The organism is Undibacterium sp. CY21W (genome assembly GCF_014284265.1).
In the GTDB taxonomy this organism is placed as follows: domain Bacteria; phylum Pseudomonadota; class Gammaproteobacteria; order Burkholderiales; family Burkholderiaceae_D; genus Undibacterium; species Undibacterium aquatile.
On the sequence record NZ_JACOGE010000002.1, the window covers coordinates 549,158 to 564,521 of the forward strand.

Sequence of the window (15,364 nt, forward strand, 5' to 3'; positions counted from 1 at the left end):
AGACCTTATAAAAAAACCTCAAAGCAAATTTTGCCTTGAGGTTTTTTTACAGATGGAGATGAAGCTGAAAATCAGGATCGGATAATGTAGTCAAACGCAGCCAGTGAAGCCTTAGCGCCTTCGCCAACAGCAATCACAATTTGCTTGTATGGCACAGTGGTCACATCGCCGGCGGCAAAAACGCCAGCTAAAGAAGTTTGCCCACGCGCATCGATTTCAATTTCGCCGTGACGGGATAATGTCAGACTGCCTTTCAACCATTCAGTATTTGGTACCAGACCAATCTGAACGAAAATACCTTCGAGTTCAACATTTTTCAACTCGCCACTGACAAGATCTTTGTAGCTCAGCGCATTCACCTTCTGCCCATCACCATGCACTTCCGTTGTTTGCGCCTGAGTAATCACCGTTACATTGGTCAGACTACGCAATTTACGCTGCAATACTTCATCGGCACGTAACTCTGCGCCAAATTCCAGCAAGGTGACGTGACTGACTATGCCAGCCAGGTCAATTGCTGCTTCAACTCCGGAATTGCCACCACCAATGACGGCGACACGTTTTCCTTTAAATAAAGGACCATCGCAGTGCGGACAGTAAGCAACGCCATGGTTACGGTATTCACGTTCGCCGGGAACATTGATTTCACGCCAACGCGCACCGGTCGCTAAAATGACCGCTTTGGCTTTCAGCGTTGCACCACTGGCCAACTGAATTTCATTGACACCGTCTTTTTGCGTGAGCTTCTCAGCTCGCTGCAAATTCATAATATCGACATCATAGGTCTTCACGTGCTGTTCCAGTGCCGCCGCAAACTTTGGCCCTTCTGTCTCGGTAACTGAAATAAAATTCTCAATCGACATCGTGTCGAGAACCTGACCGCCAAACCGTTCAGCCACCACACCAGTACGAATTCCTTTACGGGCAGCATAGATCGCCGCAGCCGCACCTGCCGGACCACCGCCGACGATGAGCACGTCATAAGGTGCTTTTGCATCCAATTTTTCAGCAGCACGTTGCACAGACCCGGTATCGAGTTTCGCCAGAATCTCTTCGATGGACATACGTCCCTGACCGAATACCTGACCATTCAGATATACGGTTGGCACAGCCATAATCTGACGTTGTTCAACTTCAGCCTGAAACAATGCGCCATCGATCGTGACCGATTGCACTCGTGGGTTCAATACCGCCATCAGATTCAGCGACTGCACAACTTCCGGACAATTCTGGCAAGTCAGAGAAATATAGATCTCAAAACGAAAATCGCCATCGAGATTTTTGATCTGCTCAATCACATCTGCGTCAACTTTAGGCGGATGACCGCCTGCCTGCAGTAAAGCAAGCACCAGAGATGTGAACTCGTGCCCCATCGGAATACCAGCGAAACGCAGGTTAATGTCATGCCCTGGTGAAGTAATCGCAAATGACGGCTTACGCTCATTATCATCAGTATTTTCAGACAGGCTGATTTTGTCGGACAACTCAGCAATTTCACGCAGCAAGACTTGCATTTCTTTTGCCTTCTCGCTGTCATCAAGCGAGGCCAGCAACTGAATAGGACGTGTCAGTTTTTCGAGGTATGCTTTTAATTGCGTTTTGAGAGTCGTGTCTAACATGATGCCTTCTTTCTGATACTGTTGAATTCATCTTCCCGGCATCAATCACCGGGAAGATGCGAAATACTACTTAGATCTTGCCAACCAGATCCAGGGATGGAGTCAATGTTTCCGCGCCTGGTGTCCATTTCGCTGGGCAAACTTCACCTGGGTGATTTGCAACGTATTGTGCGGCCTGAACTTTACGCAGCAATTCTTTCGCGTCACGGCCAATACCGTTGTCATGCACTTCCATAACTTTGATTTCGCCCGCTGGGTTCACAACGAATGTACCGCGCAGTGCCAGACCTTCTTCTTCGATCAGCACTTCAAAGTTACGGGAAATCGCCAGTGTTGGATCACCCAGCATTGGGTAAGTGATTTTGCCGATAGTGTCAGAAGTGTCGTGCCACGCTTTGTGGGTGAAATGTGTATCTGTAGAAACGCTGTAGATTTCAACGCCCAGTTTTTTGAATTCTTCGTAGTGATCCGCCAGATCGCCTAACTCAGTTGGGCAAACAAAAGTAAAGTCTGCTGGATAAAATACAAAAACAGACCATTTGCCAGCCAGATCTTCGCTGGAAACCGGAACAAATTTGCCATTGTGGTAAGCGGTAGTTTTAAATGGCTTTACAGTAGTATTAATCAGTGACATGGTAATTTCCTTTGTTGTTGAAACAGGTGTTAAGTGATGAGTTCAAATGATAAAACGTTTTTCCATATTTAAATAGCTAATTAATTTTATTAAACTCATTAATTTTAGCTATCTAAACTAGTATACCGTAATATTCTTAAATAGATATGTCATGCACTCACGTGAGCAGATCACAGAATCAAAACGGTCAACAGAAACGGATGTGTCACCCCAGCTGTCGCCATCACAGTCAACAACGTTGCTCCTTGAGATTCAATGATCAACTCTGTGAGAGCCAAATAATAATTTCTATGTCGAATCTACAAAGCATTCGATTTCTTATTGTGCAACGTTATAATTCCCGACCACCTCATCACAAGGAATATCTATCGTGTCAGACCGACTTGCCGTTCTTCCTCAATACCTTTTACCTAAACGGGCTCTGACCGTATTTGCCGGAAAAATTGCGAATGCCAAGGCAGGCAAGCTGACCACTCACCTGATCGAATGGTTTGTGGACAAATATCAGGTCAACATGAGTGAGGCAGCCGATCCGGATGTCGCCAGTTACACCAGCTTTAACGAATTCTTTACGCGACCATTGAAGAGCGGTATCAGACCATTGGCGAACAGCGATTTGATTTGTCCTGTCGATGGTGCAATCAGTCAATTCGGCCCCATCGCCAAAGGGCAAATTTTCCAGGCGAAAGGGCACGATTATTCAGCGACGGCATTGCTTGGCGGAGATAACAAGGCTGCCGCCCAGTTTCACGATGGCAGTTTCGCGACCATTTATCTGAGCCCGCGCGATTATCACCGCATACACATGCCTTGCGATGGAAAGCTGACCCGCATGATTTACGTGCCGGGTGATTTATTCTCCGTCAATCCAACAACTGCCCTCGGTGTTCCAGGCTTATTTGCGCGAAATGAACGCGTTGTCTGCTTTTTTGAATCTGCTGCAGGTCCATTTGTATTAACCCTCGTCGGAGCGACGATCGTTGGCAGCATGGCCACAGTCTGGCATGGCATTGTGAATCCGCCGCGCACTAAAAATATCGTCGAATGGGACTACAGCAAAGACAACATCTCCCTCAAAAAAGGAGAAGAAATGGGACGCTTCATGCTGGGATCAACGGTGGTATTACTTTTCCCTCATAACACGCTGGCATTTAATTCTTCGTGGACTGCAGCAAAGTCCGTACGCATGGGAGAAGCCATGGGAAGTCGTTCGTAAGGCTGATGCTCCTCCACTCACCAGACAAAGCCTGCAATTCGATATTGCAGGCTTTTTTTATTGCGCGAACGCAAGCAATTACATTCAGAGACATCTGCATACTAAAAAATTCTTGCCAATCTCATTTATTTGCATAATAATCTAAATAAGAATTGTTCTCACTTAGATTTATAGGAAAGCAAAATGGCTGAATTTAATACGCAACAGATGCTCGTCTCAGACACGTCAGCAAAGGCGCAACTTCAGCCTGTAGCACGCAAAACGGTTCCTCGGTTAAGCAGCAGGGATCTGATGCAGTCTTCCCGGGAACTCGAAATTGATCACGAAGGACGCATTTATCGCCTGCGGATAACACAGTTAAACAAATTGATTCTGACAGCCTAAGCCGTCATTGATTTCACAGGTAGCCAGCCAATCAGGGTTCAGCCAGTCCGATCCGGTTTCTCACTGAGGAAAACACTATGTCGATTCACTATGAAATGCATTCTGAGTTATCAACACCGCCATCAAAAGCATCGACGCCGGAAATATTGGTTTCCGCTGTTCTGCATCTGATGTCGCATTACACCGTGAACTCAGTCAATGCAGAAGGCGAAGCTGCCTGCGTCAAATTGGCATCCGTGATTGAAAAACATCTGCAGGCCTTGTCTGAATTACCTGAATTAGCACCGGTGTTGCGGGCAACCTGTCAGCAATTATCGGAACAATGGGCAACATTAGTTGATCGCAATCTATGTCAGCCAAGAAAGCCAAAACGCTTTTCCTGGCTGATGTGAAAAGCGTCTAGTTATTAAAGCAAAGAAAAGAGCGAGGGAGCTATGATTGTTTGTGTTTGCAACAATGTCTCTGAAAAAAAGATTCATCATGCAGTCGATACCGGGATGAGCACCATGTCTGATTTACGTGCTCATCTGAATGTCGGTACTTGCTGCGGTAAATGTGCTGGCTGCGCGCGACAAGTGCTGCGCGAATGCATCGCCAAGAAAGAATCGAGAGAACATGAAGTGCAGTTATTTTTACATAAACTGGGCTTTCAGAATAACGAGATACCAGCATGAATACACACTTCTACCCTACGTATGGCAATGAAGAAAAAGCGCTGAGCCGCTCACGCATTTTGTCATTTTCGATCATAGTCCTCGCGCATCTGGGTCTGGCATACGCGCTACAACATGGCTTGATTTCTAAAGTGACCCAATTGCTGCCACGTGAAGTTGTCATGACCTTAATACAGCCGGAAACGCCTGTACGGGAACAAACAAAACCGCAAATTGTTCAGAGCAAAAAAAAGCTCACTCCTGTTACGACAGAAGTAATGCCACCTAAAACTCCTATCGTTACTCCGAATAACGTCCCGAATGAACAGGCGATTGTTGCAGCGGCAACTGAAGCACCGGTTGCCAGTGCAAAAACGGAAGTAACGACGCAGGCACCGACCGGGACACCTTCCCCGACAGCAATCAAGACTGTCAGCGCTGTTGAATATATACGCGCACCCAAAGCAGAGTATCCGCGCGTATCCAGACGCATGGGCGAAGAAGGTAAAGTAACCTTACGAGTATTAGTCAATGAGAAAGGATATGCTGAAAAGGTCGACATTCAGAAATCATCCGGCTTCCAACGTCTGGACGAAGCGGCGCGTCATGCCTTGATGCAAGCCATCTTCAAGCCCTATCTCGAAGATGGAAGGGCTCTGGCAATGATTGCAACTGCGACCATTAATTTTTCTCTGGACGTATAACCAGATTTCACAATCGATTTTTTTATTTCGATTGAGCAGTAAGTTGCTATGATAGGAGCACTTCACTCTTCACCACTGTCGAAAGGATTCATGATGAAAGGCGATGCGAAAGTCATCAAGCTGCTCAATGCGCAACTGACCAATGAATTAAGCGCGATTAACCAGTATTTTTTACATGCACGCATGTACAAACACTGGGGACTGGAAAAAATTGCGAAGAAAGAGTACGAAGAGTCTATCGGCGAAATGAAACATGCTGACAAGCTGATCGACCGCATACTGATGCTTGGCGGCTTGCCGAATCTTCAGGCGCTGCATAAGCTGATGATAGGTGAAGACACACCTGAGATGCTGGCGTGCGATCTGAAGCTTGAGCAGGCCGCGCAAAAGACTGTAAAAGAAGGTATTGCCGTATCAGAAAGTTGTGCCGATTATGTTTCCCGTGATTTATTTCAAATGATCCTGGAAGACACGGAAGAACATATAGACTGGCTGGAAACGCAGATAGAGTTGATCGAAAAAATTGGCGTTCAGAATTATTTGCAGTCGCAACTCAGCAGCGAAGAATAAACAAAAAGGATGATGCTCACCACATCATCCTTTTTTTTCCGTCTTTCTTTTTGAAATTACTGCGGCACCGTGTCTTTAAAAGACTGGCGTTCCGATAATTTATCAAACAATTTTGCGAGGTTAGGATAATCATCGCGCCATGAGATTTCCGGGAAGCGGAAACTGAGCCAGCCCAACAGGCAGGCAACGCTGATGTCAGCTAAGGTTAAACGACTGCCAGAGCAAAAAGGCATGTCGCCCAGCCCCAAAGAAATCGCTTTTAAACCAGCATTCACTTTACCCATCTGGCGATTGATCCAGTCTTCACTTTGTTGTTCTTGTGGACGCAATGTTTTTTCCAGTCGCACCAGAATTGCGGCGTCCAGAATGCCATCTGCCAAGGCTTCCCAGCATTTCACTTCGGCCCGTTCACGTCCCAGTGAGGGAATCAAGCGGCCAACCGGTGTCAAGGTATCGAGATATTCAACGATGACGCGTGAGTCAAACATCGCACCGCCATCTTCCATTAACAGACAGGGAACTTTGCCTAGAGGGTTAGACTCCTGAATCGTCGTATCTTCTGCCCACACATTTTCTAGTAAAAAGGCGTAATCCAATTTTTTTTCCGCCATCACAACGCGGACTTTTCTTACGTAAGGACTGGTAATGGAGCCAATGAGTTTCATAGTTTTTGCATGGTTAATTAAGTCGGGATTATAACGGTTAAGCACATTATTTCCACCTGCCCCGACAAGCGATCTGGCTTTACGCAAGGAAGCGATACCCGGTTACAAGCCGCCTCACAATGGTAAAATCTCGTATTCAGTGCAAAAATCTTCGATAGTCTGTAATTTATCTCAGGTTTCGTTACTCACCGGCAAATTTCACATAATTTGTAAAATCGTTGTTTTTTGCGTAAGCATTTTCTATTGACCTCCACATATATCTCCATCATGCCCCTTTCTTCACTCTCAGCCCTCTCCCCTCTTGATGGCCGCTATGCAGTTAAAGTTGATGCTTTGCGCACAACACTGTCCGAAGCTGGTTTTATGCATCACCGTGTCAAAGTTGAAGTTTCATGGCTGCAGGCTTTAGCAGAAGCAGGCTTCGATGAAATCAAACCTTTCTCTGACGATGCCAAGGCATTACTGAACAAACTGGTCGCTGAATTTTCAGAAGCCGACGCACAACGCATCAAAGAGATTGAAGCGGTCACAAATCACGACGTCAAAGCGGTCGAATACTGGTTGAAAGAAAAAGTGGCCGGATCGACAGAACTCGTTGCTGCGAGTGAATTCATACACTTTGCCTGCACTTCCGAAGACATCAACAATACATCGCACGGTATGATGCTGAAAACCGCACGTGACAGCGTGATGGTGCCGGCACTGCAAAAAGTGATTGCCCGCCTGACAGAACTGGCGCACACGAATGCGGACGTGCCGATGTTATCGCGTACACATGGCCAACCTGCCAGCCCGACCACACTCGGCAAAGAAATGGCGAATGTCGTGGCTCGTTTGCAGCGTGCGATCAAACGTATCGAACAAGTTGAAATTCTCGGAAAAATGAATGGCGCAGTCGGTAACTACAATGCGCATTTATCTGCCTACCCTGCGTACGACTGGGAAAATTTTTCTAAAAACGTGATCGAGCGACGTCTGGGTCTGACTTATAACCCATACACGATACAAATTGAGCCGCATGATTACATGGCCGAAATGTTTGATGCTTTCGCGCGTGCCAATACCATTTTGCTGGACCTGAACCGCGATATCTGGGGTTACATTTCGGTCGGTTATTTTAAACAAAAAACCAAAGCTGGTGAAATCGGTTCTTCCACTATGCCACATAAAGTGAACCCCATTGATTTTGAAAATTCCGAAGGCAATCTGGGTCTGGCAAATGCACTGCTGCGTCATCTGTCTGAAAAATTACCGGTGTCCCGCTGGCAGCGTGATCTGACCGACTCAACTGTATTGCGCAATATCGGCGTGGCCTTTGGTTACACCTTGCTGGCCTACGATAGTTGCCTGCGCGGGTTAAACAAACTGGAAACTAATCCTGAACGCCTGGCCGCCGATCTGGACGCAACATGGGAAGTGCTGGCAGAACCGGTGCAAACCGTGATGCGCCGTTACGGCATTGAAAACCCATACGAACAGCTCAAAGAACTGACACGCGGCAAAGGGATTTCTAAAGAAGCGCTGCGTGAATTCGTGTTAACTCTGGCAATTCCTCAGGACGCCAAAGACTTGTTGCTGGCGATGACACCGGCGAACTATATTGGTATCGCAGCAAAATTAGCAAAAGCGATCTAAGCAATTAGATCTTTTCACATTCCGACAAAAACTGGCGTATCAGATTTGCTCTGATACGCCAGTTTTTTCTTTTCTCAGCGCGTCACGATGCTCACCGGAATTTGCACTAGCTGTCCGTATCACTTCATAACAGATAACAGTTCCTATATTGCGCTATCCTGTTTTTGATGCGCCTCTGCACACTTTCATTTTTTTTGCTATATTAGTCCTAATGCGAACTAATTTTCAATTTTAAAAGGAATCCCCGATGGCAAACAATGAGCGTTACTCTACAGTTTCAGTGGCACTGCACTGGCTGGTCGCTTTACTGATCATTGCTGCCTTTTCATTGGGCTGGGTGATGACGGATATGAAAATCAGTCCGACCAAATTGCAATACTACTCTTACCATAAATGGATAGGTGTAACGGTATTGGCCTTAGTTGCGCTGCGCTTACTGAACCGCTTGCTAAGTAAAGCGCCAGACTATCCTGCACACATGAGCGTGTTGCAGCAAAAAGCCGCCAGCTACACGCATCTGCTGTTGTATGCACTGATGTTTGCGGTGCCATTGTCGGGTTATTTTTACACTTGTGCTGCTGGTTACCCTGTCGTGTATCTGGGCTTGTTTGAATTACCGAGTGTTATCGCCCCCAATCCGGAGATCAAACACAGCCTGAAAGAGTTGCATGAAATGCTGACCTACGGCATGGCGGTTTTAGTTCTCATGCACGTCGCTGCTGCATTAAAGCACCAATTCATTGATAAAGACGGTCTGCTGCGTCGCATGATGCCAGGCAAATAATTTCTTACAGAAAGTATCTTATGAAACTCTCAAAATTCTCCAATAAACTCGTCGTTTCCGCGATCACACTGGCCGTTGCCATTCCTGCGCTGGCCGCCATGGCAAAGCTCGATAATGCTAAGAGCAATGTGGCTATCGTCTTTAAACAAATGAATGTGCCGGTCGATGCGAAATTTAAAAAATTCAGCGCGAACATCGATTACAACGCAGCAAAACCAGAAACATCCAAAGCGAGTGTTGAGATTGAACTTGCCAGCTTTGATCTGGGCGATCCTGAATACAACAAAGAAGTTTTAAAAAAAGAATGGTTTAACGCCGCACAATTTCCGAAAGCCAGTTTCGTTGCCAGCACAATGAAAGCCAGCGGACCGGGCAAGCTCGACGTTAACGGCACGCTCACCATCAAAGGTAAAAGCAGCAACGTCAGTTTTCCACTCAACGTCAAGCAAGATGGTAAAAATCAGATTTTTGACGGCAGCCTGCCGATCAAACGTCTGGCATTTAACATCGGCGAAGGTGAGTGGAAAGATACCGGCATGATCGCTGACGAAGTTGTCATCAAGTTTCATGTAGTCACCACGCAGTAAACCAGCAACTCAGTTTGTAAGCTATCACATCAGAAAATCATCGGTCTCACACTTTGACCATTTAATCAGGAGCAATTATGAAATTCAGCAAATTAATCATCGCCGCTTTGGCTATCAGCGCGGCGCCAGCATTCGCACAAACATACAACATCGAACCAAACCACACTTACCCAAGTTTTGAAGCTGATCACATGGGCATTTCCGTATGGCGTGGTAAGTTCAATAAAACCAGCGGTAAAGTAGTGCTTGATCGTGCGGCAAAAACAGGTACTGTCGATATCACTATCGATGCATCCTCTATCGATTTCGGTCATGAAAAAATGAACGAACACGCAAAATCAAAAGACATTTTCAACGTCGCTCAATTCCCGACTGCGACCTACAAAGGTACTTCGATCAAATTTGAAGGCGACACACCAGTAGCAGTTGAAGGTAACTTCACTTTGCTGGGCGTTACTAAGCCGCTGACATTGAAAATCAATAAATTCAAATGCATCCAGCATCCTATGTTCAAGAAAGAAGCATGCGGTGCCGACGCTTCTGCTGAATTCAAACGTACAGACTTTGGTCTGAACTACGGTATGGCGTATGGTTTTGCACCAGAAGTTAAACTGGCAATTCAGGTTGAAGCCATCAAAGCTGACTAAGTGGATTAATTCTTCAGGCACGATGTTTTACATCGTGCTGAGCAGCTGAATGACCAGGCCGATCCTATGATCGGCCTTCTATTTTGAGTGTTGAATCGAGTGTTAACTATGGGTAAACGATTTCTCCGCAGCATACGTATGCTGGCCGAATGCATGCAATTATTTGAGCAGATATCCACTGCCAAAGTCCGGCAATTCGGATTGACGCACTCCCAGTTTGACATCATCGCTACCCTGGGAAATACGCAGGGTATGACATGTAAAGAACTCGGTGAAAAAACTCTGATTACCAAAGGCACGCTGACCGGTGTGCTCGACAGGCTGGAGCAGAAAAAACTGATTTCCCGCGAGCGGGGCTGCAATGACCGCCGCCAGTTTTTTGTGAAGCTGACGCCACTGGGTGAAGCCAGCTTTGATGAAGTTTTTCCACATGTGGTCGCAGAAGGCGACAAACATTTTGCTGATTATTCAGAAGCCGATTATCAGGCGTTGGAAGATGCGCTGGAAAAACTCAAACAGCATTTCAGTACCGAAAAATAATATATACATACTCCCCCCAGTATATAAAAAGGCCTAATGTTTCTGCAGACATTAGGCCTTTTTTATTAAAATGATGGGGGAGTATCTGTATTTTCTGGTTTTACAGATGATCTCCGACGATAGGGCCTTTGCCACTGAAGCGATCCAGCGCCAGATAAATCACAGGTGTAATGAACAGCGTAATCGCCTGTGAAAAAATCAAACCACCGACTACCGCAAGCCCCAACGGCTGACGCAGTTCGGCACCAGCACCCAAGCCCAGCGCGATTGGTAAAGCACCGACCAGGGCTGCCAGTGTCGTCATCATAATCGGACGGAAACGTTGAATACAGGCTTCCCGTATAGCCTCTGCCGGCGTCATGTTCTGATGCCTTTGTGCATCCAGCGCGAAGTCGATCATCATGATCGCATTCTTTTTCACGATACCGATCAGCAGCAAAATACCGATGGTTGCAATCAGCGTCAGGTCTTCGCCGAACCATTTCAGTGTCAACAAAGCGCCCACCGCAGCCGATGGCAAGCCAGCGAGAATCGTAATCGGATGGATGAAACTTTCATACAGTACGCCGAGCAAAACATAAATCACCAGCAGCGCCGCAACGATCAGCACAACTTGTCCGGATTGCGAATTTTTAAACACCGCCGCATCACCGCCATAGCTGGTGATGATGGAGGTCGGCAATTTAATCTCTTCCCGGTATTTTTCAATACGATTGGTTGCCTCACCCAATGCCGTATCCGGCGCCAGATTGAACGAGACCGTCACCGCCTGTAACTGACCCACGTGATTGATCGAGGTCGGGCCGACCGTACGTTTGACGGTTGCCACGCTCGACAGCGGCACCAGGGTTCCGGTATTGCTGCGGACATAAATACCGTTGATCGCGCTTTCATCTTTTTTGGCATCCGGCGCGACTTCCATGATAATCTGATAGCTATCAACATTCGTATACATTGTCGATACCTGACGTTCACCAAAAGCACTGTACAAAGCAGAACGTATGCTGTCCATGCCGACGCCCAGCGTGTTCGCGCGATCGCGATCGATCTCAAGTGATGCCTGCAAGCCTTTCAGTTGTGAATCCGTGGTCACATCTTTGAAGCCAGGATCAGCGCGCAGTTTTTCCTGTAGTTTATTGGCCCAGCTATTGAGCTCACCCGCCTCCACACTTTGCAAAATATACTGGTACTGACTTTTACTTGGACGACCACCGAGCTGCAAGTTTTGGGTTGGTCGCAGGAAGACATTGATGCCAGGAACCGCCGCCAGTTTTTTACGCAAGCCATCGACCACTTCTTTCATGGGCTTGCGCTGATCGCGTGGTTTGAGGTTGATGAACATACGACCCGTATTCTGCGAGCCGCTGCCGCCGTTAAACGAGGTTGCAGTCAGTACGCTAGGGTCGTCACGAATAATTTTGGCGACCTGATCCTGCAATGCCACCATTGCCGGGAATGAGGTATCTTCCGCTGCTTCGGTAGAAACGTTGATCTGGCCGATATCCTCTTGCGGGAAAAACCCTTTAGGAATCACGTTAAACAGATATGCCGTTGCCGCGAAAGTCGCCAACGCAATCAACAGCACGATCTTCCGGTGCCGCAACGCCAGATCAAGTCCGTTTGTATAAACACGCAGCGACGCGTTAAAGCCGCGCTCAAACGTATTGAGCATCGCAGCCACCAGTCGCGAAGGCGCTTTCAGTTCATGTTCACTTTTCAGGAAACGACTCGCCAGCATCGGCACCAGTGTCAGAGAAACAAAGGCAGATGCCAGAATCGCCAGGCTGACAATCACCGCAAACTCATGGAACAACTGACCGATGACGCCGGGCATGAAGAAGATAGGAATGAAAACCGCTACCAGCGAAGTCGAGATGGAAATAATCGTAAAACCAACTTCGCGTGAGCCTTTCAATGCCGCCTTAAACGGCTCTTCACCGTTTTCAACGTGACGCATGATGTTTTCCAGCATCACGATCGCATCATCCACCACCAGCCCGACTGCCAACGTCAGACCGAGCAAGGACACGTTATCCAGCGTATAGCCAAAACCCCATAACAGACTGATCGCGCCAACCAGCGAAACCGGCAGCGATAAAGTCGGAATGATGGTCGCGACCATGCGGCGCAGGAACAGGAAAATGACGATCACCACTAAAAATATCGTCAGCAATAAAGTCAGATTCACATCATGCAAGGCATCGCGGATAGAGATGGAGCGATCATTCACCAGATTCAGTTTGACTGAGGCTGGCAATTGCGCCTGAAAACCCGGTAAAGCGGATTTAATCGAATCAACCACCTTCACCGTATTTGCATCAGACTGACGCTGAATCGCTAAAGTGATGGAACTTTCGCCATTGAAATTGGCGGAAGTTTTCACCTGCTCATAACTATCTTCAACGACTGCAACATCACGCAGACGAACCACTTGTCCACCTTTGTTGCTGACCACCAGATTGGCAAATTCTGCTGCACTCTGCAATTGTTTATTGGCTTGCAGCGTTAACGTCTGCTTATCGCCGTCCAGCGTACCGACTGGTGTATTGGCATTCGATGTTTTAATACTGCTCGCCAGTTCATCCAGCGTCAGATTACGTGCGGACAAGGCATCCGGCATCACTCGTATGCGCACCGCATAACGTTTGATACCAAAAATATTCACTTGCGCGACGCCTTCCAGCGTCGACAAACTAGGTGAAATCAGATGCTCAGCGTAACTGGTCAGCTCCGCCAGACTCAGCGAAGGCGAAGTCAGGGCAATGAACAATACCGGCGCATCAGCAGGATTGACCTTGCGATACGAAGGCGGCGACGTCATATCGATAGGCAAGGAACGTTGCGCACGCAGCAAAGCTGCCTGCACATCGACCGCTGCTGCATCGATATTGCGATTCTGATCGAATTCCAGCGTCAGGGAAGTATTCCCTATCGTATTGCTGGAACTGATAATCGATAAACCGGGGATGGTGGCAAATTGCTTTTCGAGTGGCAGCGCAACCGAAGTTGCCATCGTTTCAGGGCTCGCGCCAGGAAGGTTCGCATTCACGCTGATGACCGGCGTGTCATAGCTCGGTAAAGCGGCAATCGGGATATAGCGGTAGGCCAGAATACCCGCGACGACGATCGACAGATTCAGCAACACCGTCATCACAGGACGGCGGATGAACAACTCAGATAAATTCATGATGCGCTCGCTGCGGAAGCAGATGCTGCTGCCGGTTGCTCAGAGGTTTTCGCAGGTGCAGCTGATTTTTCACCTTTGCCCGACTTATCGCCTTCTTTTGCGTCAGCGCCGCGCTCTTTGACGACCGCACCCGGGCGTAAATTCTGTTTACCTTCCAGCACTACTTTAGCGCCAGCCTCAATCCCAGACACGACCGCATCGGTACCGAAACTTTGCGTCACAACGACAGGCTTCAACTCGGCTTTTGATTCGGCATTCACAACATAGACAGACTTACCACGCGCCCCAACAACAACCGCATCCTGCGGCACGACCACCGCATCTTTCAGCGTCTGCACACTCATTTCCAGATTCACATACGCGCCCGGCCACAGTTTCATTTCCTTGTTATCAAACACGGCTTTCACTTTGACAGTACCGGATGACGCATCCACGACATTATCGACGAACTGCAACTTGCCTTTAAATTTACTGACCCCGTCCGGCAAACTCGCCGTGACGTAACTGTCCTGACCTTGCATACTTTGTAGCGCATCCGGCAAATTACGTTGCGGCAGCGGGAAGGTCACTGCAATGGGATTCATCTGCGTAATCGTCACCATTGCTGTCGCTGTTGCGCTGGGCTGAACCAAAGACCCCGGAAAAACGCTGATGATACCGGTGCGTCCTGCCGATGGAGCAACAATACGGTTATAGCTCAGCGCGACGCGGGCAGCAGCAACAGCAGCCTTATCAGAAGCGACGACGGCCTGTTGCGCATCAACCAGGGTCTGACTCGAATCGAGCGCACTCTGTGCCACGAATTTTTTCGCCAATAATTCTTTACTACGAGCCAATTGCCGCTGATTGTCGGCCAGCGTCGCCAGATCCTTATCGAGTTGCGCCTGTACTTTCGCCAGATTCACTTCATCCGTGCGGCTGTCGAGTGTGAAAAGCAAATCACCCGCGCGCACAAACTGACCTTCTTTGATATGCACCTTCGCCACGGTACTGGTGACCTGTGGCCGGATATCCACTGTATTCAATGCTGACACCACACCATTCGCCGCGATACGCACCGGGTAATCCCGCTTTTGGGCAACGATGGTAGACACACTCACAGGACGGCTCTGCGCATCATTTTTGGCTCCGCTTGTTTTACCCGCAGCTAAAGGATCGGCTTTATTTTTTTGAGACGGCGCAACAAAATAATAGGTGCCGCCCGCGAGTGCGGCAATCACCGCAACGATAGTAAAATTTTTCAATTGGCTCATGTTATTTTTATCCTTTGCAGACGCAGTAAGACTGATGCGCAACAAGAAAGTTCTACGTAATTATTTAAAAATAGGCTGAGCTGACGTCAAATCATTCAATTTAATGGCAATAACAGGTTTCAGCTAATTATCTTGCAATACCATTTCGCCGCATGGAAAACAGATCAGAACAACGGCAACACTAAGTGTTTTTTACAAAATACCTGCCTGCGGCAAATCCTAACAAAAAAAAAGCCAGCTAGAGTGCTGGCTTTGATTTTAGATACCTATCGTTACATCATAACGA

At 47.7% G+C, this 15,364-nt stretch carries 16 protein-coding genes; 11 read left to right on the top strand and 5 right to left on the bottom strand.

Translation table 11 applies throughout. The features are described from left to right. Positions 1-71: 71 nt before the first annotated feature. Positions 72-1,619, bottom strand: a complete 1,548-nt coding sequence (ahpF, locus tag H8K29_RS07060) for an alkyl hydroperoxide reductase subunit F (RefSeq protein WP_186896993.1) — start codon at positions 1,617-1,619, stop codon at positions 72-74. A gap of 70 nt (positions 1,620-1,689) precedes the next feature. After that, complete coding sequence (gene ahpC, locus H8K29_RS07065; RefSeq protein ID WP_186882913.1) at positions 1,690-2,253, bottom strand: alkyl hydroperoxide reductase subunit C; 564 nt, start codon at positions 2,251-2,253, stop codon at positions 1,690-1,692. Between the two features lie 370 nt (positions 2,254-2,623). Here ahpC and asd point away from each other — a divergent pair, with 370 nt between their 5' ends. The 6 genes from asd to bfr all read left to right on the top strand — a co-directional run bounded on the left by asd (position 2,624) and on the right by bfr (position 5,780). After that, positions 2,624-3,469, top strand: coding sequence for an archaetidylserine decarboxylase (gene asd / locus H8K29_RS07070; RefSeq protein ID WP_186896994.1), 846 nt, complete (start codon positions 2,624-2,626; stop codon positions 3,467-3,469). A 183-nt stretch (positions 3,470-3,652) separates the two neighbouring features. Beyond that, entirely contained in the window at positions 3,653-3,853 is a 201-nt protein-coding gene (gene hemP / locus H8K29_RS07075) for a hemin uptake protein HemP (protein WP_255423290.1), read from the top strand. 77 nt (positions 3,854-3,930) lie between these two features. Next, entirely contained in the window at positions 3,931-4,245 is a 315-nt protein-coding gene (locus tag H8K29_RS07080) for a hypothetical protein (protein ID WP_255422768.1), read from the top strand. 42 nt (positions 4,246-4,287) lie between these two features. Further along, on the top strand, positions 4,288-4,527 hold the full coding sequence (locus H8K29_RS07085; protein ID WP_186882911.1) for a bacterioferritin-associated ferredoxin: 240 nt from the start codon (positions 4,288-4,290) through the stop codon (positions 4,525-4,527). Continuing rightward, on the top strand, positions 4,524-5,210 hold the full coding sequence (locus tag H8K29_RS07090) for an energy transducer TonB (RefSeq protein ID WP_186896995.1): 687 nt from the start codon (positions 4,524-4,526) through the stop codon (positions 5,208-5,210). Before H8K29_RS07085 ends, H8K29_RS07090 begins: the two co-directional genes overlap by 4 nt. Before the next feature lie 93 nt (positions 5,211-5,303). Next, a complete protein-coding gene (gene bfr, locus H8K29_RS07095) occupies positions 5,304-5,780 on the top strand; it encodes a bacterioferritin (protein ID WP_186897165.1) in 477 nt (158 codons plus the stop codon). Positions 5,781-5,836: 56 nt separating this feature from the next. Here bfr and H8K29_RS07100 read toward each other — a convergent pair whose 3' ends face one another. Next, on the bottom strand, positions 5,837-6,445 hold the full coding sequence (locus H8K29_RS07100; RefSeq protein WP_186896996.1) for a glutathione S-transferase N-terminal domain-containing protein: 609 nt from the start codon (positions 6,443-6,445) through the stop codon (positions 5,837-5,839). 267 nt (positions 6,446-6,712) lie between these two features. On the opposite strand from H8K29_RS07100, the gene purB reads away from it, so the two are divergent. From purB to H8K29_RS07125, 5 genes are all read left to right on the top strand, one after another. Beyond that, positions 6,713-8,080 carry an adenylosuccinate lyase gene (gene purB / locus H8K29_RS07105; RefSeq protein ID WP_186896997.1) on the top strand — a complete coding sequence of 456 codons (1,368 nt, stop codon included), beginning with the start codon at positions 6,713-6,715 and terminating at the stop codon, positions 8,078-8,080. 247 nt (positions 8,081-8,327) lie between these two features. Further along, positions 8,328-8,864 carry a cytochrome b gene (locus H8K29_RS07110; RefSeq protein ID WP_186896998.1) on the top strand — a complete coding sequence of 179 codons (537 nt, stop codon included), beginning with the start codon at positions 8,328-8,330 and terminating at the stop codon, positions 8,862-8,864. 20 nt (positions 8,865-8,884) lie between these two features. Then, on the top strand, positions 8,885-9,451 hold the full coding sequence (locus H8K29_RS07115; RefSeq protein ID WP_186896999.1) for a YceI family protein: 567 nt from the start codon (positions 8,885-8,887) through the stop codon (positions 9,449-9,451). Positions 9,452-9,528: 77 nt separating this feature from the next. Further along, entirely contained in the window at positions 9,529-10,098 is a 570-nt protein-coding gene (locus H8K29_RS07120) for a YceI family protein (protein ID WP_186882906.1), read from the top strand. 108 nt (positions 10,099-10,206) lie between these two features. Continuing rightward, positions 10,207-10,638, top strand: a complete 432-nt coding sequence (locus H8K29_RS07125) for a MarR family winged helix-turn-helix transcriptional regulator (RefSeq protein ID WP_186882905.1) — start codon at positions 10,207-10,209, stop codon at positions 10,636-10,638. A 100-nt stretch (positions 10,639-10,738) separates the two neighbouring features. Here H8K29_RS07125 and H8K29_RS07130 read toward each other — a convergent pair whose 3' ends face one another. Together H8K29_RS07130 and H8K29_RS07135 are read right to left on the bottom strand one after the other, a co-directional pair. Continuing rightward, positions 10,739-13,825: an efflux RND transporter permease subunit gene (locus tag H8K29_RS07130; protein ID WP_186897000.1), complete on the bottom strand. Its 3,087-nt coding sequence runs from the start codon at positions 13,823-13,825 to the stop codon at positions 10,739-10,741. Beyond that, positions 13,822-15,078 (bottom strand): efflux RND transporter periplasmic adaptor subunit, encoded by a 1,257-nt coding sequence (locus H8K29_RS07135; protein ID WP_186897001.1) that lies wholly within the window; start codon positions 15,076-15,078, stop codon positions 13,822-13,824. Before H8K29_RS07135 ends, H8K29_RS07130 begins: the two co-directional genes overlap by 4 nt. Positions 15,079-15,364: the final 286 nt, after the last annotated feature.

Bases quoted from the DNA above. Each gene is read 5' to 3' on its own strand.
- H8K29_RS07115 (WP_186896999.1), top strand. From the start codon at position 8,885: ATGAAACTCTCAAAATTCTCCAATAAACTCGTCGTTTCCGCGATCACA.
- H8K29_RS07120 (WP_186882906.1), top strand. From the start codon at position 9,529: ATGAAATTCAGCAAATTAATCATCGCCGCTTTGGCTATCAGCGCGGCG.
- H8K29_RS07130 (WP_186897000.1), bottom strand. From the start codon at position 13,825: ATGAATTTATCTGAGTTGTTCATCCGCCGTCCTGTGATGACGGTGTTG.
- bfr (WP_186897165.1), top strand. From the start codon at position 5,304: ATGAAAGGCGATGCGAAAGTCATCAAGCTGCTCAATGCGCAACTGACC.
- ahpC (WP_186882913.1), bottom strand. From the start codon at position 2,253: ATGTCACTGATTAATACTACTGTAAAGCCATTTAAAACTACCGCTTAC.
- H8K29_RS07085 (WP_186882911.1), top strand. From the start codon at position 4,288: ATGATTGTTTGTGTTTGCAACAATGTCTCTGAAAAAAAGATTCATCAT.
- H8K29_RS07100 (WP_186896996.1), bottom strand. From the start codon at position 6,445: ATGAAACTCATTGGCTCCATTACCAGTCCTTACGTAAGAAAAGTCCGC.
- purB (WP_186896997.1), top strand. From the start codon at position 6,713: ATGCCCCTTTCTTCACTCTCAGCCCTCTCCCCTCTTGATGGCCGCTAT.
- H8K29_RS07135 (WP_186897001.1), bottom strand. From the start codon at position 15,078: ATGAGCCAATTGAAAAATTTTACTATCGTTGCGGTGATTGCCGCACTC.
- ahpF (WP_186896993.1), bottom strand. From the start codon at position 1,619: ATGTTAGACACGACTCTCAAAACGCAATTAAAAGCATACCTCGAAAAA.
- H8K29_RS07125 (WP_186882905.1), top strand. From the start codon at position 10,207: ATGGGTAAACGATTTCTCCGCAGCATACGTATGCTGGCCGAATGCATG.
- hemP (WP_255423290.1), top strand. From the start codon at position 3,653: ATGGCTGAATTTAATACGCAACAGATGCTCGTCTCAGACACGTCAGCA.
- H8K29_RS07080 (WP_255422768.1), top strand. From the start codon at position 3,931: ATGTCGATTCACTATGAAATGCATTCTGAGTTATCAACACCGCCATCA.
- H8K29_RS07090 (WP_186896995.1), top strand. From the start codon at position 4,524: ATGAATACACACTTCTACCCTACGTATGGCAATGAAGAAAAAGCGCTG.
- H8K29_RS07110 (WP_186896998.1), top strand. From the start codon at position 8,328: ATGGCAAACAATGAGCGTTACTCTACAGTTTCAGTGGCACTGCACTGG.